We start from the raw sequence: 16,289 nt of genomic DNA on the forward strand, positions 1-16,289 counted from the left end.
TCTAAATCGAAGGGCCAGCCGGTCTTGGATGGTCGGCTGGCCCTGAGCGTTACTTACTTCGAGAGTTGCTCGCTTACGAAGGCGAGAGACTTGTCGCCGTTCTGGGAGAGCTCGATGTACTGCTTACCGCGGCAGGCGACGCATTTGTTGCCCACGCGCTCGCAGTCCTTCTGCAGGTCGGCCAGGTAGCTTGCGGCCTGCGGGGCCAGGACGACCAGGTCAAAGTCGGGGAGCATGTCAACGTGGTTGCCATAGGCCTCGGCAGCGGTCTCAAGATTGATGCCGCGCTCTTTGGCAGCCTTGGCCAGCGCGTTGGCGAGAAGGCCCGAGGTACCGCCGCCCTGGCAGAGCACGAGCACGCGCTTGCCGTTGAGGTCGCTGGCGGTCGTTGCCTCGGTGGCGACAGCGGCGGGGGCGTCGGCCTTCACGGCCTCGGCAGCAGCGCCGGCGGCAACGCTCTTGGCGTCAGCCTTGCCCTGGAAGGCATCGTTGAGCTTGGCGGCCTTCTCGGCGTTCTTGGCGGCGAGCTCCTCCTCGGAAATCTCGGCCTCCTCGGCGCACTTCTGGGCGTCGTAGGCACGGAAGAACGGGTAGTACAGAACGAAGTCGACGACCAGGATAAGGGCGAGCATCACAAAGGCGAGCGGCTGGAAGCCCAGGCCCATGATGGTGCCGATGGGGCCGGGGACGGTCCAAGGCAGAGTGTACATAAAGCCGTTCATGCCCAAGAAGTCGATAAAGATCTTGAGGATCCAGATGTTGGCGATCGGTGCAAAGACAAACGGGACAAAGAAGACGGGGTTGAGCACGATGGGCGCGGCGAACAGCAGCGGCTCGTTGACGGCAAAGCAGACAGGGACGATGGCGGCCTTACCGACGGCGCGCATCTCCTGGGACTTAGCCAGGAAGCAGAACATAAAGACCAGGACGAGTGTGGCGCCGGTGCCGCCCATGCAGACGACGAAGTACTGGGCACCCTGGGTCAGGACAGCGGAAGCGTGCTGGCCAGCCTGGAACGCAGCTAGGTTGTCGGTCATGTTGGCAACGAGAGCGGCGGCGATGGCGGGCTCGACGATCGAGGGGCCGTGGACGCCGACGAACCAGAAGAGGCTCATGGCGCCGTAAATCACAGCGAGGCCGATATAGCCGTCGGCAGCGGTGAACAGGGGCTGGAACACCTGGATGACGCCCTGGGCAAAGCAGAAGCCAAAAGCAGCGCGGAAGACGATGTCAAAGACCCAAAAGACGGTAATGCAGACGGAGAAGGGGATGATGTCCTTAAAGGTCTGCGAGATGTTGGGCGGAACCTGCTCGGGCATCTTGACGGTGATGTTGCGCTTAATGAAGAACTTGTAGATGATGCCGGTCACAAACGCAGCGATAAAGGCGGTCAGCAGGCCCTTGGAACCAAGGTAGGTGGTGTTGAAGCCGCTGGCGGCGTCCGTGGCGATGGTGTCGCTCGAAAGGAGCAAGAAGCCGATGATGGCCGCGCACATGCATGAGATAAAGTTAATCTGGTTATTCTTGGGCAGGTCGCGGTTCTGAGCGTCGGCGAAGTGCTTGGCCGTGGTGGCGGCGCAGGCGATGGCCAGGATGCCCATGGAGTAGTTGTAGCACTTCCACAGAGCGTTGTTGATGTCATCGGGCCAGTAGAAACCCCAGATGTTGGGGACCGAGGCTACCAGGCAGAAGATGGACGAAAAGATGATGATGGGGATGACGGAGATAAAGCCGTCGCGGATCGCCTTGAGGTACTTGTTGCGGGCGATCGCGTTGAAAAGGGGCTGGCCCTTTTCGATGATGGCGATGAGTTGCTCCATGCAATGCTCCTAAGAGTCGGTGGGTTAGCAACGATGGTAGCTTTTGACGTTCGGTTGCTAAAATGTTGACGTTGCCATTTTGTGACACAAAAAAGGACGCGAACCGGTGGTTCCTGTGCCTGCGAACCGTCGATTCCTTACGCGTAAACGTTTGAGCCGCCCGGTGGCTCTGTGTTTGCACAATGGCAACGTTAACATTTGGGCGACAAAAGCCGTTCGGGGAAGCAAAAATGTCGGTGAACGGTAGGTTTTGGGTGGTGAGCGTATGGTGGGGGAGGCGTTAGATATACTTGAAGACGTTTCATTTGACTGCGTAGGGTGCCACTAATGGCATCGTTGACATAGAAAGATCGACCTATGGCCGCTGTTAAAAAATCGGTATCCGTCAAAGACGTGGCGCGCCTCGCGGGCGTCTCGGAGCAGACGGTCTCGCGCACCGTGCACGATTCGCCCAGTGTGCGCCCCGAGACCAAGGAACGCGTGCGTGCCGCCATGCGCGAGCTGGGGTATCGCTCCAATTTTGCCGGTCGATCGCTGCGCCGTGGCAAGTTTAAGACCGTCGGCGTCGCCATGTTCAACATTACCGGTACCGGCAACCTCGACCGTATGGAGGGCTTTGCCGCCGCGGCCGACAAACATGGCTATGCCATCACCCTCACTAAAGTAGATGGACATCCCTATACCCTCGAGAGCGCATCGTCGCGTATGAGCGCGCTGCCGGTAGACGGCATGGTCGTGATCATGAATCGCATGCCAGCGGACTTTGGCACCTTCGAGCCGCTGCCCGGCATGCAGACGGTGCTCGTTACGATGCTGGAGCACCCGCTCTGTTCAACGGTCGATAACGACCAGTTCGATTGCTCGCGCCAGGTGGTCGAGTACTTGCTGGGGCGGGGGCACAAAACCGTGCACTTTATCTCGTGTCCCGAGCGCTCGCTTTCGGGCATGCGGCGCGAGGAAGGCTGGCGCGAGACATTGCGCGCGCATGGAATTGAGCCGCCGCGACTCGTCCGTGGGGATTGGACGGCACAGAGCGGATATGCTGCCGGTCAGGCTCTGGCGGAAGATCCGACCTGTACGGCCATTTATGCTTCCAACGATGCCATGGCATACGGCTGCATTCGCGGGCTCGAGTCATGCGGAAGGCGTGTGCCCGAGGACGTGAGTGTGGTGGGTGTTGATGACAGCCTGGGCGATATCGTGCCCGACCGTCGCCTGACCACGGTGCGCTTTGACAACAAGCGCGTCGGCATGTGGGCGGTCGACAAGATTGCCGACGCCGATGGGGGTGCGTCTGGCGTGGAGCACATGCTGATCCCCGGTGTGCTCGTAGAGGGCGATACGGTGCGCGATTTGTGTTAGGGTGCGGTCCTGTTTTGGTTGCCGATAATTGTGTTTGATATTGTTCAGATTGGTTTAAAAACCGTTCACGGGCGAAAAGTGACCGTTCATAGCTCGAAATTACGTTTTGAGCTGTTCTTTTTTGTTTGAATGTTATTGTTTCTGTCATACACAACGCAGCGCGTATGCCCGGACGCGATGCTCTCCATTGGTTCATATGTGAAAGGAACGCAACATGGCAACCAAAGAAGAAATCTCGATGGTTGGATTCGAGATTGTCGCATACGCAGGTGACGCCCAGACCGATCTGCTTGCAGCGCTCGATGCTGCTCGCGAGGGTGACTTTGAGAAGGCCGAACAGCTGCACAAGGATGCCAGCGATGCACTTATCGGCGCCCACGACACGCAGACCAAGCTGCTTTCGCAGGAGGCCGGCGGTGGCGAGATGGAGATGACCTTCATCATGGCTCACGCTCAGGACACTCTCATGACCACTATGATCCTGGAGAAGCAGACCCGCTTTACCATCGATGCCTACAAGCGCATCGCCGAGCTCGAGGCCAAGCTCGCCTAACGAGCCCTCACAACCAAGTCCCCTTCCAAAAGCTCTGCCGCTACCCGCGGCAGAGCTTTTTCTGTCCTCCTCCAAGTTGCGGTGAAATGGGGACTGAATAGGGGCCGGCGGGCGCAAAACAATCCCTATTCCACCGCAACTCATCCCGAGATAGTCATTGAGGACGTTCTTAAACGACTAGTCGTTGGGGGCAGTCTTGGAGCTTCTGCACGCCCTCCCGTTCGGTTTTTCGATGGGTGGGTATACTTCCATCCGCAATGCAGGCCGGAATGAGGAGGTGTCCAAATGCCGGACAACGGATTGATTCAAAAGACAGATGCGCACGAGATGGCTCATGGGCGTCCTGTCCAGATAACCGAGCATACGACGGTAACCGAGCTGCAGCCCAGCCTGTCCGATGTCGTGTGCGCAAACAAAAAGCTGCAGATTGGCTTTATCGTTGCGCTCGTGGTACTGGCGCTGTTGTCGGGCTTTGTAGCTCGTCCGCATTTTGCCGATACCAAGACTTGGGACTCCACCATCGAGGTCATCGATCAAAAGAAGGGCAATGTTTTGGCGCTCACAACCTCGTGCGTCGCCCTATCTGCGGGTATCACTGCGCTGCCGGGCGATACAGGAACGCCAGTTGCCGAGCAGCTCGCGCAGCTTTCGGGAAACTTGGGTATCGTGCTTGCCGTGCTCTACCTTGAAAAATATCTGCTGACCATTTTATGGTCGGTCGGGCTGGGCATCCTGATTCCGTTCTCGCTCGTACTCTTCGCGGTGTCGCTTGGCATTCACGGACGCTGGAGCACGAGCGCAGTCATTCGCCGCGTGGCAACGCGTGTGCTGGTGGTCGCCATGATCGGCATGGCGCTTGTACCCGCGAGCGTGTGGGTATCGCAAAAGGTCGATGAGACGTATCAGGTGAGTATCGAGCAGACAGAGCAAAAGGCGACTGAAGCGAGCAAGACGAGCTCCACAAAGAGCGAAAAGAAGTCTGAGACTACGGAAAACAAGAATGTACTTGAGCAGCTGACCGATGGGGCATCGAGTCTACTTACATCGGTGACCGACAGTGCCAAGCAGATGACCGACGAGATCGTGCAGCAGGTGACCGATCTGATTGAAGGCGTCATCGTGATGATCGTGACTTCGTGCGTTATCCCGCTGCCGGTGCTCGTGGCGTTCCTGTGGCTGGGCCACGTGCTGCTGGGGATCGATATTTCCGGCCCGGCGAACTATTTGACGGGTCGTTTCTTGAGCGCTCCGTCCAAGCACGCCAAAAAGGGCGGGCAGTCCGAGTAGCTAAAACAGCTGTATATACCGGGGAATACCGCCGAAGGGCGGCGAGACACGTTCTCGGCCGCCCTTTTGTTTGTTGAATACGCGGTCGCTACGTCCGCGCCGGGCTCAAACGGCCAGCAATCATCCGTAAACGGTATTTGTCAAAAAAGAACAAAGATAAACAAATAATTCTTGCAGTTGATGTTCGAATGTGTTCAAATAAACATGAACAGTGAAGAACCGCACATTCAGATGCCCGGACCTGAACGCGATTCAACACTTCCAAACAGAAACTACGCACCTGCGTATCTCTCAAGGAGGATGTCATGAGGGTTGTAATCGCTTCCGATGCCGACGGTATGTCGATGAAGGAGTCCATCAAGGAGATGCTCATCGCTGACGGTCACGAGGTCGTCGACTATTCCGAGACCCCTGCCGCGGACTTTGTCGATTCCGCGACCGCCGTTGCCAAGGACCTGCTGGAGCACAAGGATTCCCAGGGCTTCGCATTCGATAAGTACGGCGTCGGCTCCTATATGGCCGCCGTCAAGATCAAGGGCATGGTCGTCGCCAACATTTCCGACGAGCGTTCCGCCTACATGACCCGCGAGCACAACGGCTCGCGCATGGTCACCATGGGCCCGGGCGTTGTGGGCACCGAGGTCGCCAAGAAGATCGCCCGCGAGTTCCTGCGCGCCCAGTACGCCGGCGGCCGTCACCAGATCCGTGTCGACATGCTCAACAAGATGGCCTAACGAGAGCCACCGAGAACTCGAACTTCTACCTCAACTTGTGAATTCAGACGAAAGGACGTTCTGATGAAGAAGACCATCGCAATCGGTTGCGACCATATCGTTACGGACGAGAAGATCTATCTGGCCGACCGCCTGGAGCAGGCTGGCTACAAGGTGCTCGACTGCGGCACCTACAGCCACACCCGTACGCACTATCCCATCTACGGTAAGGCCGTGGGCGAGGCTGTTGCCAGCGGCAAGGCCGACTTTGGCGTGGCCCTGTGCGGCACCGGCATCGGCATCACCAACGCCGTCAACAAGGTTCCCGGCGCCCGCTGCGCCCTGGTCCGCGACATGACCTCTGCCCTGTATGCCCGTCGCGAGCTCAACGCCAACATCGTGGGCTTTGGCGGCAAGATCACCGGCGAGTTCCTGATGGCCGATATCATGCTTGCCTTCCTGGAGGAGCCCTACGAGAAGACTCCCGAGCACGATGCCCTGATCGCCAAGATCGATGCCTGCAACAAGGCCGACGCCGAGGCTCAGGCTGACCCGCACTTCTTTGACGAGTTCCTGGAGAAGTGGGACCGCGGCGAGTATCACGACTAAGGAGGTTACGCGGTTTTACCAAACCGCGTAACGGGTCGACGCTGCGAAGCCATCTGGCGGGCTAGCTGCTCCGATAACACGTTTGCTTGCTTGGCTTGAGTGCTTCGCTCTTGGCGGTACCCGGCATTCTGCAGCTTTTCAATTGACGGCTCGCGTTTCTGTGAGGGGGCGCGGGCCGGTTTTCTAAACAGGAGTTCAACATGATTCTGACCGTTACCATGAACCCGTCGATTGATACGCGCTATCAGCTCGACAAGTTGATCATCGACGACGTGAACCGTGTGACGCCCGAAAAGACCGCTGGCGGCAAGGGCCTCAACGTGAGCCGTGTGCTGCTGCAGTTGGGCGACGATGTGCTCGCGACCGGTCTGCTCGGCGGACACATGGGTGCCTATATGGCCGAGCTTATGGATGCCGACGGCGTCAAGAACGACTTTGTGCCCATCGCCGGTGAGACGCGCATTTGCCTGAATATTCTGCACGAGGGTAATCAGACCGAGCTGCTGGAGAGCGGCCCGCAGATCGCTCCGGCCGAGCTCGAGGCCTTTACGGCCAAGTTTGCCGAGCTTGCAGCGAAGGCGGACGTTGTGACGCTTTCGGGCTCGCTGCCGCGTGGCGTCGATGCCGGCTACTATGCCGAGCTCGTCAAGATCGCCGAGGAGGCGGGCGCCAAGGTGCTGCTCGACACTTCGGGTGCATCGCTGGAGGCCGCGCTGGAGTCCGACGCTAAGCCTGAGCTCGTAAAGCCCAACCTGACCGAGATTAACGGCCTACTGGGCACGTCCTTTACGACCGATGATGTCGATGCCCTGCGCGAGGCGCTTGCCGCCGATGACCGTTTTGCCGGTATCCCCTGGGTTGTCGTTTCGATGGGCGCTGCCGGTTCGGTGGGCTTCCATGAGGGTCGCGCGTTCCGCGCCAAGACGCCCGCGATTGCGGCTGTGAACGCAACGGGTTCCGGCGACTCGACCATCGCCGGCTTTGCACATGCCATTGCTGCTGGCGCCGACGACGTCACGGTGCTCAAGACCGCCAATACCTGCGGCAAGCTCAACGCCATGGATCCCAAGACCGGCCACCTGGTCATGGACCGCTGGGACGAGATCTACAACAACGTTGAAGTAACGGAGCTTTAGGGTTACGGCGTCGAGTTACGGCGTTTTACCAAACGCCGTAACCTGCCGACGCTGCGCGGGCCGCATTTGGATAATCTGACGTTCAACTTCAAGGGCGCGACCAGAAGGTCAGCGCCCTTTCGTTTCACGTCACCTTGTCTCAAATGCGACCCGCTCGCTGTCCGTCCTCTACCTGCGGCGTTGCCTTGCTCCGGATGCGGCAGTTAGGGACGTTCCTTTTCTGCCGGCAGTCTGGGACATTCCTTGGGGTAGTCATTGGGGACGTTCTTTAATGACTAGTCGTTTAAGAACGTCCCCGATGACTACACTCAAAAAACGGTGCCCGTCGGCGATATTGCCGGCGGGCACCGTTGTCGTGTAGGTGGCTATGTCGTGTGGGCTGCTGTTGAACGTTCGGGCCCGTGCTCTACAGCGAGTCGATAAAGCGCTGTTGGGCGGCGCGTCCTGCTTCGTCCCACTTAAAGACGCCGGCGTTGTCGAGCACGTGGCCAAACACCACGCCGACCTCCTCGTGCAGGATATCGATGGCGTTGTCGGCCGTAAGCTCGTCGGCGCGGCGGGCAAAGACGTCCTCAGCCCATGCGGCGTGGCTGCGGCAAAGATCATCGCCCTCGAGCGCACCGGCAAGGTCGTAGCTGGCATCGACCTTGGCTGCCAGCAGATGCTCACGGACAGCGCCAAGCTCGGGAACCAGGCGCGGCGGCAGAATGGCCAGGCCCATGACCTCGATCAGGCCGATGTTCTCCTTCTTAATGTGGTGGTACTCGGCATGCGGATGGAAAACGCCCAGCGGATGCTCGTCGGTCGTGATATTGCAGCGAAGCGCCAGGTAGGCCTCGTAAATCTCGCCGCCGGCATTGCCGCGGGAATCGACGCGGCGGATGACGGGCGTCACGGTGTTGTGGGCCACGCCGTCGGCCGTGTGTGCGATAACGCCCACCGACTCATCGGTCCACTCGCGCCAGGCGAGGATAATCTTCTCAGCAGCGTCGAGCAGCTGAGCGCGGTCATGCGAGCGCAGACGCAGCACCGAGAGCGGCCATTGCAGCACAGTGCCGGTGACCTGGTCAAATCCGGGCACGCTAAACTGCGAGACCTCGGCGGCATGCATCATGGGGAACTCGTGCGCACCGCCCTGGAAGTGGTCGTGCGACAAGATCGAGCCGCCCACGATAGGCAGGTCGGCGTTGGAGCCAATAAAGTAGTGCGGGAACAGGTCGACAAAGTCGAGCAGGCAGGTCAGACCCTTGCGGTCGACGTGCATCGGACGATGCTCGGAGCTCATGGCAATGCAGTGCTCATTAAAGTACGCGTACGGGCTGTACTGGAAGCCCCAGCGCTCGCCGTTGAGCTGAATGGGGATAATGCGCAGGTTCTGTCGAGCGGGATGGGCGCCGCCGTCGGCTGCGGCGGAGCGTCCAGGATAGCCCTCGTTTTCGATGCACAGCTGGCAGGCGGGATACTTCTCGCCCGTGTTCATGGCTGCACCTGCCGCGGCGATATCGCGCGGGTCCTTCTCGGGCTTGGACAGGTTGATGGTGATCTCCAGGTCACCCCAGTTGGTGGAAGTGCTCCATTTAATGTTGCGCGCGATGGCGGCGCGGCGCACGTAACCGGCGTCACAGCACAGGCCGTAGAACCAGTCGGTCGCGGCGCGGGGCTCGTTGACGCCCATGCGGCCGTTGAATTCCTCGTTTACAACCGAAGGCCTCGGCATGAGCGCGCCCATGATGCGCATGGCGATGCGGTCGCGGCCCGACGCCGTGTCCTCGGCGGCGCCGTTGGCAACGGCGGTCTCGGAAAGCGCGGCAAGCGTGCCTTCAAGGTCAAAGTCGGGCAAGGTATCGGGGTGCAAGAGCGAGAGTTTCTCAACCTGGAGCGCCCAGGCCATATCGAGCGCGGGCCCCGTAGCGCCGATGCACTCCAAAATGGTGTTGTATGCCCAGATGCGGTCGTCCTGGCCGATCATCGATCGGTGGATGGCGTACTCGATCAGGTTCTGTGCGGCCTCGCGCACGTCAGTCATTACAGCCATGCCGCGTAAGCCCCCTTGTCAGAGATGGCGTAGTGACGGGCAGAGCCCTCGCCCAGCCAGCCGTTCATCTTGGCAATGAAGGTGTCGACCAGGTCGAGCGGCACGAAGGCCTGGATGGTGCCACCAAAGCCGCCACCGTGGATACGGACGGCGCCGCGGCCGTCGAGCACGTGCTCGGCCAGCGCCAGGGCATACATGGAAGGCTGCTCGGAACCCAGCTTGGCAACAACATTCTGCAGGTACATGGCAGAGCTGGCGCCGGACTCGCGCGTCAGGACCAGGAACTGGTCGATGTCGCCGGCGTTCAGAGCTGCCCAGCGCTTGTCGACCAGGCCGTTCTCGTACCAGTAGTGAACGGCGCGCAGGCAGGCACGGTCGCCCAGTTTGGCGCGCAGCTCGGGGAGCCTGGCGTCAAAATCGGCAACGTCGACCTCGCACAGGCGTGCCTTGCCAAACTCGGCGGCAACGTCCTGCATCTCGCGCGGAACGGCGGCGTAGTCGTCGGTGGCGGCCACGTGGTCGGCACCGACCTTAACGAGCACGAGCGCATAGCCGTGATCCTCAAAGTTGAGCTCGAGCTTCTGGGTTTTAGGCTGAGCCTGGTCCTCAAAGTCCATGTAGGCAAGGCCGCCCAGGCACACGGCGGCCTGGTCCATCAGACCGCAGGGCTTGCCGTAATAGTTGTTCTCGGTGCGCTGGCTCATCTGCGCGAGCGCGACGGGCTCAATGGCGGGTGCGCCCCAGAGGGTTTCCATGGCGCGACCGTACGCGGCCTCGACGGCGGCAGAGCTGGAAAGACCGCCGCCCGAGGGGACGGAGCAGGTAAAGGCAAAGTCGAAGCCGTGGGGCTCAACGCCCAGAGCAGCGATTTCGTGGGCCATGCCGCGGACGAGGCTTGCGGACGTGCCCTTCTCGGACTCCTGAACGTCTAGCGTGTCGAGCGCGATTTCAAACGTGGGATAGCCCTCGTCGGCTACGCGAACCTTGTTGGAATCGGTTGCCACGGCGATGCCGTCGACGGCGACATCGAGCGAGCCGGCGATAACGTGGCCACCCTCGTGGTCGGTGTGGTTGCCGCTGATCTCGGAACGGCCGGGCGCGTGCACGTAGAGCACCTGGCGGTCGCCGATGGGGCCAAACTCCTCCTCGAACAGCTTGGTGAGCGTGGCGAATGTCTTTTCGTCGGGGGTGGTCATGGGAGTCCTTTCCTTGGCGCGCCCGGGTGGGTTTTGCGTCGTTATGAGTACGTTAACAACTTGAAGCGGCGTGAACCAAGTATTCACGATACCGCACGCTACGGGCTATGTTAACGTACTCATAACACAACGCTTGTCACTTTTTGAGAATCTGGTAATCGGTAGAAATTCAGCCGTGAACGGTACTGCCGTATGGACTTATAAAGCAGAAGAGATGCAGATAGAAAAAGTAGAGTACGTTAACATGCGTCCGACGATAGCGGGCCTTGGCGCGGGATGTATTTCTGCCCGGGCCGGCATTCACGCTATTCAAATCTCGCAAGGGTGAAGGTGATCCTGTGGCAAGGCGCCCGTCCAACGATACCAGTTCGCGTCCGGTCTCCATGGCCGACGTCGCCCGCGCTGCCGGCGTTTCGCAGCAGACGGTTTCGCGCGTCGCCAACGGCTTGCCCAACGTTAACGAGCAGACGCGCCAGCGCGTGCAGGCCGCTATGCAAGAGCTCGGCTTTCGTCCGAGTTATGCCGGTCGCTCGCTGCGCGACGGTCGCTACCATTCGGTCGGCCTGTGCGTCAACGATGTCACCAAGTTTGGCAACCTCTCAATGATCGACGGCATCGCCAGCGCTGCTCGCGAGCATAATTGCGCCATCACGTTGGTCGAGATGTCCAAGACCGAGGAGTTTTCGCTTGCCGAGGCCACGCGTCGTATGGCCGCATTGCCGGTGGACGGCATCATCATCGGCATGAGCCGCATGGCGCCCGATTTTGAGACGTTTGATCCACTGCCGGGCATTGGCACGGTCATCGTTACCATGTACGCGCACCCGCGGGTGACCACGGTCGACTCCGATCATTACGGCTGCTCGCTCTTGCTTATGGATCACCTGTTTGAGCTGGGGCACGAGCAGATTCGCTATATTGGCGGCCCGTCGTTCTCGGTCGACGAGCAATTTCGCCGCGCTGGCTGGCAGGATGCGCTCGAGCGTAAACACATCGAGCCGGCAGAGCCGCTCGAGGGCGACTGGTCTGCCAACAGCGGCTACGAGGCCGGCAGATATCTGGCCGAGCACGACCGCACCATGACGGCGATTTACGCGGCAAACGACCAGATGGCAAATGGCGCGATTGCCGCGCTGCGCGATAGCGGTCTGCGCGTGCCCGAGGACGTGAGCGTGGTGGGTGTCGACGATTCGCTCGATGATTTTGTCGCGCATAACGAGCTTACGACCGTTCGATTCGACTTGCATCAACGTGGGCGCGAGGTGTTTGAGCATGCGGTTCCCGAGGCGGGTACGGCGGGCAAAACCGTTGCCATTCGTATTCCCGGCCAGCTCATTATTCGACATAGCACGGCGATACCGCGCACATAGTTTTTGCAGGTAAACGGAGGTATATTCCGCCTCAATAACAATCGATAAGGATGCTGACAGATAGCCGTGGCTATGAAGGCGAGTGCTATGATAGACGGGTTCTTTTGTCTATCTAGGAGGCTTTGCCTGATGGAGATCACCAAGGATATCCGCTACATCGGTGTCGACGATCACGACATTGACCTGTTCGAGGGCCAGTACGACGTGTCCGAGAACGGCATGGCATACAACAGCTATGTTATCTTGGGCGATAAAATCGCTGTCGCCGATTCGGTTGACGCTGGCTTTGTCGACGAATGGCTCGGCAACCTCGAGGCCGCGCTCGACGGCCGTACGCCCGACTACCTGGTCGTCCATCACATGGAGCCCGATCACTCCGCCGGTATCGCCGCCTTTATGGAGCGCTATCCCCAGGCACAGATTGTGGCCAGCATGGGCGCCTTCCGCATGATGGTCAACTACTTTGGCACCGACTACCCCGATCGCAAGATGGTCGTCAAAGAGGGCGACGTGCTCGACCTGGGTGGCCACAGCCTAACGTTTGTCGGCGCCCCCAACGTGCACTGGCCCGAGGTGATCTTCTCCTACGAGTCCACCGACAAGGTGCTCTTTAGTGCCGACGGCTTTGGCAAGTTCGGCGCCAACGACATCGAGGACCCGGAAGGCTGGGCTTGCGAAGCGCGCCGCTACTACTTTGGCATCGTCGGTAAGTTCGGCAAATTCGTTCAGACCGTGCTCAAGAAGGCCGCCGATCTGGATATCCAGATCATCTGTCCGCTCCACGGCCCCGTACTGACCGAGAACCTGGGCTATTACCTCGACACCTATAACACCTGGTCGAGCTATCAGCCCGAGGACGAGGGCATCACGATTGCCTATGCGAGCGTGTACGGCCATCTGAAGGCTGCCGTTGAGGAGCTCGCATCTGCTCTCGAGGCCCGCGGCCAGAAGGTCTCCGTCTTTGACCTGGCTCGCGATGATATGGCCGAGGCCGTTGAGGATGCGTTCCGCTATGACCGTCTGGTGCTCGCCTCCATCACCTATCAGGGCGAGATCTTCCCGTTCATGAGCACCTTTATCCACACGCTTGCCGAACACGCCTATCAGAACCGTACGGTAGCGCTCGTTGAGGCTGGCTCCTGGGCGCCCACCGCTGCCAAGGTTATGACCAAGGAGCTCGAGGGCATGAAGGACATCACCCTGGCGCAGAACAAGGTGACCGTGCTGGGTTCGCTCAACGACGCCTCGCGCGCTCAGATCGAGGTTCTCGCCGACGAGCTTTCCAAGTAGCGATATTTCGCTTTTAACGAGCAAAACCACCACAAAGGCATCTTTGTGGTGGTTTTTATTTCAAGACTTTAGTCTGCTGGCCGCGCAGCGGCCAGCTTTAAACCACCCGCTACGCGGGTGGAGACAAACGGCTTTACAAAGCCACCCCTCCGACCGATATTGACGATTGTTCAGGCCGTCAAGAATTCGAGTCGAAGGGGTGGTCGCCATGGCCCAGAAGGCCTACAGCCTTTCCCACACGAAGTGGATGTGCAAGTACCACATCGTGTTCACGCCGAAGTATAGGCGCAAAGTGATCTACAACCAAATCAGGAGCGACATAGGGGAGATCCTCAGGAAGCTGTGCGAGTACAAGGGGATCGAGATAATCGAGGGGCACCTGATGCCCGACCACGTGCACGTGCTGCTGGCGATCCCGCCGAAGTACAGCGTCGCGAGCGTCATGGGCTACCTGAAGGGGAAGAGCTCGCTGATGATATTCGACAGGCACGCCAACCTCAAGTACAAGTTCGGCAACAGGAAGTTCTGGGCGGAGGGCTACTACGTGTCCACCGTCGGCCTGAACGAGGCGACGATCGCCAAGTACATCAGGGAGCAGGAGTCCCACGACATCGCGCTGGACAAGCTGAGCGTGAAGGAGTACGAGGACCCCTTCAAGAGGGGGTGATCCCGCCGGTTCGACCGGCGCGCCACGGGTCAAGATGCACTAGGCCTGGACGAAGTCCGGGCCCGCGCCTTTAGACGCGAGCCCGGGGCCCGTGGGTTATACCCTAAGAGCAAACCACCCTTTTTAAGGGTGGTTTTGATTTTAGCTGGTGGCGATGATGAGGGCCGGACGCGCGCTGCCGGTGGTCTCGGCGATTGATGTGGCGACGGCATGATCGGGGTCGCGGTCCATCACGATGGTGTTGACATCGGTCAGTTCGGCAAAGCGGTACATGCCTCGTCCGTTAACCTTGCTGTTGTCCATGAGGGCGACGCTTTGACGGGCGGCGGAGATCATGGCTGTTTTGGTCTCGGCCATCTGCGGAAAGTCGGTCGTAAAGCCGCAGCCGGGAACAAAAGCGCCGGGGCACATGACGGCAAGGTCGGCGTGGACCGTTTGAAGCGCCTGCATAGTGAGCGGTCCGTACAGATAACGATGGCCTTTGCGCAGCGCCCCGCCCAGCATGACGACATCGACCGAGGGCATGCTCTCGTCGATATAATCGGCAATGGTAATGTCCGCCGTGATGACGGTGATGCCATCGCGCTGGTCGAGGAGCCGGACAAATTCGAGAGCGGTGGTGCCCGAGTCTACGAGCAGCGTGTCGCCGTCATTGACGAGCTCGATGGCGCTTTGCGCGATGGCCTGCTTGGCGGCGACATTGACGTTGATGCGGCGATCCTGGGTGGATACGGTCAACCGCTTCTGGAGCGACACGGCGCCGCCATGCGTGCGACGCAGCTTGCCGGACTCGGCGAGCGCGTCTAGGTCGGCACGGGCGGTAACGGAGGACACGCCAAAGGTCTGGGCGATTTCTGCCACCTGCACCGAGGCGTTATGCTCGAGCATCTCCATGATGGCGGAACGACGCTCATCGGCGAAAGCTCGGGTTGTTGCATGGGCCATATCCGCTCCATCATCGTCTGAAATTTGCAGGAATTGTGTTGACTCTATTTTCGTTCATTTTCTTTTTAAGTAAGAAAACGCCTTTCGAATACTTATCTTTTCTATAAAAGAAAGACGATCAAGGCGCAAAACTCAATATCGAACACGCGCGCTCGGGTTCGATCTCTTCCGTTTGCTTTTCAAAAATGAAGGTTGAACCTCGCGCGATGACAATATCTCGCACGTGCAAAGCCGCTGAATTTCATACAATGAGCGCAGCAAAACGCAAGGTAAAACGCCTTGCGGACACGTACGCCCGATGTCCAGATGCGGGCGAGGGAGAGGAGCAAACGCTCATGGCACTTGTTACCACCGAAAAGATGCTCAAGGACGCTCAGGCCGGCCACTACGCCGTTGGCGCGTTCAACGTCGAGAACCTCGAGTTTGTTATGGCCGTTCTGGCCGCTGCCGAGGAGACCAAGTCCCCCGTCATCATGCAGACCACCCCGGGCACCATCAAGACCGCTGGTCTGGACTACTTCTACGGCATGGTCAAGGCTGCCGCCGAGCGCGCTTCCGTGCCCGTCGCTCTGCACCTCGATCACGGCGATGGCTATGACCGCTGCATGCAGGCTTTCCGCACGGGCTACACCTCTGTCATGATCGACGGTTCGCACGAGTCCTTCGAGGACAACATCGCCCTGACCAAGTCCGTTGCCGACGCTGGCCGCGCCATGGGCGTGCCCGTCGAGGCCGAGCTCGGCAAGGTTGGCGGCAAGGAGGACGACGGTCCCGCGGTTGAGGGCGAGAGCCCCTACACCGATCCTGCCGAGGCCAAGGAGTTCGTCGAGCGTACCGGCTGCACCTCCCTCGCAATTGGCGTTGGCACCAGCCACGGTGTGTACACGAGCGATCCGCACATCGAGCAGTCCGTGGTCAAGGCTATCCGCGACGCCGTCGACGTGCCGCTGGTTCTGCACGGCACCTCCGGTGTGCCCGATGAGCAGGTTGCCGAGGCTGTGAAGAACGGCATCTGCAAGGTTAACTACGCCACCGAGCTGCGTCAGGCCTACACCAAGGGCTTCATGGCCTACATGGCCGAGAACCCTGCCTGCTTCGATCCCAAGAAGCCGGCCAAGGAGGGTATGCGTGAGATCACCGAGCTGGTTAAGATCCGCATGACCAACCTCAACTCCGTGGGCAAAGCAGAGTAACAGCAAGGGTACTCTGATCCCACCGGACGGCTTGGGCGGGTCCCCGTACTTAGTTTCCAAAACGTCCTCGCGCATGAAGGCCCCCGTTGCCTCGCTTCTACGAAGCGTTGGCA

General features: G+C 59.7%; 14 protein-coding genes. 10 read left to right on the top strand and 4 right to left on the bottom strand.

What is annotated here, in order from left to right; genetic code table 11:
• Positions 1-53: 53 nt before the first annotated feature.
• The gene (locus ABCP74_RS07550; RefSeq protein WP_343001402.1) at positions 54-1,820 is read right to left on the bottom strand and encodes a lactose/cellobiose PTS transporter subunit IIB; all 1,767 of its coding nucleotides are present in this window, start codon (positions 1,818-1,820) and stop codon (positions 54-56) included.
• A 357-nt stretch (positions 1,821-2,177) separates the two neighbouring features.
• Between ABCP74_RS07550 and ABCP74_RS07555 the strand changes: the two genes are divergently transcribed.
• The 6 genes from ABCP74_RS07555 to ABCP74_RS07580 all read left to right on the top strand — a co-directional run bounded on the left by ABCP74_RS07555 (position 2,178) and on the right by ABCP74_RS07580 (position 7,480).
• A complete protein-coding gene (locus ABCP74_RS07555; protein ID WP_343001401.1) occupies positions 2,178-3,182 on the top strand; it encodes a LacI family DNA-binding transcriptional regulator in 1,005 nt (334 codons plus the stop codon).
• A 214-nt stretch (positions 3,183-3,396) separates the two neighbouring features.
• Positions 3,397-3,735, top strand: coding sequence for a PTS lactose/cellobiose transporter subunit IIA (locus ABCP74_RS07560; RefSeq protein WP_006234827.1), 339 nt, complete (start codon positions 3,397-3,399; stop codon positions 3,733-3,735).
• A 285-nt stretch (positions 3,736-4,020) separates the two neighbouring features.
• A complete protein-coding gene (locus ABCP74_RS07565) occupies positions 4,021-5,022 on the top strand; it encodes a hypothetical protein (protein WP_343001400.1) in 1,002 nt (333 codons plus the stop codon).
• Between the two features lie 305 nt (positions 5,023-5,327).
• Positions 5,328-5,756 (top strand): galactose-6-phosphate isomerase subunit LacA, encoded by a 429-nt coding sequence (gene lacA / locus ABCP74_RS07570; RefSeq protein WP_006234830.1) that lies wholly within the window; start codon positions 5,328-5,330, stop codon positions 5,754-5,756.
• Between the two features lie 63 nt (positions 5,757-5,819).
• Positions 5,820-6,344, top strand: coding sequence for a galactose-6-phosphate isomerase subunit LacB (gene lacB, locus ABCP74_RS07575; RefSeq protein ID WP_006234831.1), 525 nt, complete (start codon positions 5,820-5,822; stop codon positions 6,342-6,344).
• Between the two features lie 200 nt (positions 6,345-6,544).
• The gene (locus ABCP74_RS07580) at positions 6,545-7,480 is read left to right on the top strand and encodes a hexose kinase (RefSeq protein ID WP_195361267.1); all 936 of its coding nucleotides are present in this window, start codon (positions 6,545-6,547) and stop codon (positions 7,478-7,480) included.
• 406 nt (positions 7,481-7,886) lie between these two features.
• Here ABCP74_RS07580 and ABCP74_RS07585 read toward each other — a convergent pair whose 3' ends face one another.
• The gene (locus ABCP74_RS07585; RefSeq protein ID WP_343001399.1) at positions 7,887-9,515 is read right to left on the bottom strand and encodes a UDP-glucose--hexose-1-phosphate uridylyltransferase; all 1,629 of its coding nucleotides are present in this window, start codon (positions 9,513-9,515) and stop codon (positions 7,887-7,889) included.
• The gene (locus ABCP74_RS07590; RefSeq protein ID WP_343001398.1) at positions 9,506-10,711 is read right to left on the bottom strand and encodes a galactokinase; all 1,206 of its coding nucleotides are present in this window, start codon (positions 10,709-10,711) and stop codon (positions 9,506-9,508) included. The genes ABCP74_RS07585 and ABCP74_RS07590 overlap by 10 nt, the downstream gene beginning before the upstream one ends.
• A 383-nt stretch (positions 10,712-11,094) precedes the next feature.
• Between ABCP74_RS07590 and ABCP74_RS07595 the strand changes: the two genes are divergently transcribed.
• The 3 genes from ABCP74_RS07595 to tnpA all read left to right on the top strand — a co-directional run bounded on the left by ABCP74_RS07595 (position 11,095) and on the right by tnpA (position 14,038).
• The gene (locus tag ABCP74_RS07595) at positions 11,095-12,081 is read left to right on the top strand and encodes a LacI family DNA-binding transcriptional regulator (RefSeq protein ID WP_343001432.1); all 987 of its coding nucleotides are present in this window, start codon (positions 11,095-11,097) and stop codon (positions 12,079-12,081) included.
• A gap of 129 nt (positions 12,082-12,210) precedes the next feature.
• Entirely contained in the window at positions 12,211-13,371 is a 1,161-nt protein-coding gene (locus ABCP74_RS07600) for an FprA family A-type flavoprotein (RefSeq protein WP_343001397.1), read from the top strand.
• Positions 13,372-13,579: 208 nt separating this feature from the next.
• Positions 13,580-14,038 carry an IS200/IS605 family transposase gene (gene tnpA, locus ABCP74_RS07605; protein WP_055287554.1) on the top strand — a complete coding sequence of 153 codons (459 nt, stop codon included), beginning with the start codon at positions 13,580-13,582 and terminating at the stop codon, positions 14,036-14,038.
• Between the two features lie 141 nt (positions 14,039-14,179).
• On the opposite strand, the gene ABCP74_RS07610 is transcribed toward tnpA, so the two are convergent.
• Complete coding sequence (locus ABCP74_RS07610; RefSeq protein WP_343001396.1) at positions 14,180-14,983, bottom strand: DeoR/GlpR family DNA-binding transcription regulator; 804 nt, start codon at positions 14,981-14,983, stop codon at positions 14,180-14,182.
• Positions 14,984-15,318: 335 nt separating this feature from the next.
• Between ABCP74_RS07610 and ABCP74_RS07615 the strand changes: the two genes are divergently transcribed.
• Complete coding sequence (locus ABCP74_RS07615; protein ID WP_022095149.1) at positions 15,319-16,176, top strand: class II fructose-bisphosphate aldolase; 858 nt, start codon at positions 15,319-15,321, stop codon at positions 16,174-16,176.
• The last annotated feature ends 113 nt before the right edge of the window (positions 16,177-16,289 follow it).

This window comes from Collinsella aerofaciens, from assembly GCF_039062315.1.
GTDB classification, from domain to species: Bacteria; Actinomycetota; Coriobacteriia; order Coriobacteriales; family Coriobacteriaceae; genus Collinsella; species Collinsella aerofaciens_BG.

Excerpts from the sequence above, each read along its gene's own strand:
- ABCP74_RS07585 (WP_343001399.1), bottom strand. The coding sequence starts at position 9,515 with ATGGCTGTAATGACTGACGTGCGCGAGGCCGCACAGAACCTGATCGAG.
- ABCP74_RS07595 (WP_343001432.1), top strand. The coding sequence starts at position 11,095 with ATGGCCGACGTCGCCCGCGCTGCCGGCGTTTCGCAGCAGACGGTTTCG.
- ABCP74_RS07550 (WP_343001402.1), bottom strand. The coding sequence starts at position 1,820 with ATGGAGCAACTCATCGCCATCATCGAAAAGGGCCAGCCCCTTTTCAAC.
- ABCP74_RS07590 (WP_343001398.1), bottom strand. The coding sequence starts at position 10,711 with ATGACCACCCCCGACGAAAAGACATTCGCCACGCTCACCAAGCTGTTC.
- ABCP74_RS07560 (WP_006234827.1), top strand. The coding sequence starts at position 3,397 with ATGGCAACCAAAGAAGAAATCTCGATGGTTGGATTCGAGATTGTCGCA.
- lacB (WP_006234831.1), top strand. The coding sequence starts at position 5,820 with ATGAAGAAGACCATCGCAATCGGTTGCGACCATATCGTTACGGACGAG.
- ABCP74_RS07615 (WP_022095149.1), top strand. The coding sequence starts at position 15,319 with ATGGCACTTGTTACCACCGAAAAGATGCTCAAGGACGCTCAGGCCGGC.
- ABCP74_RS07555 (WP_343001401.1), top strand. The coding sequence starts at position 2,178 with ATGGCCGCTGTTAAAAAATCGGTATCCGTCAAAGACGTGGCGCGCCTC.
- ABCP74_RS07565 (WP_343001400.1), top strand. The coding sequence starts at position 4,021 with ATGCCGGACAACGGATTGATTCAAAAGACAGATGCGCACGAGATGGCT.
- ABCP74_RS07600 (WP_343001397.1), top strand. The coding sequence starts at position 12,211 with ATGGAGATCACCAAGGATATCCGCTACATCGGTGTCGACGATCACGAC.
- ABCP74_RS07610 (WP_343001396.1), bottom strand. The coding sequence starts at position 14,983 with ATGGCCCATGCAACAACCCGAGCTTTCGCCGATGAGCGTCGTTCCGCC.
- tnpA (WP_055287554.1), top strand. The coding sequence starts at position 13,580 with ATGGCCCAGAAGGCCTACAGCCTTTCCCACACGAAGTGGATGTGCAAG.
- lacA (WP_006234830.1), top strand. The coding sequence starts at position 5,328 with ATGAGGGTTGTAATCGCTTCCGATGCCGACGGTATGTCGATGAAGGAG.
- ABCP74_RS07580 (WP_195361267.1), top strand. The coding sequence starts at position 6,545 with ATGATTCTGACCGTTACCATGAACCCGTCGATTGATACGCGCTATCAG.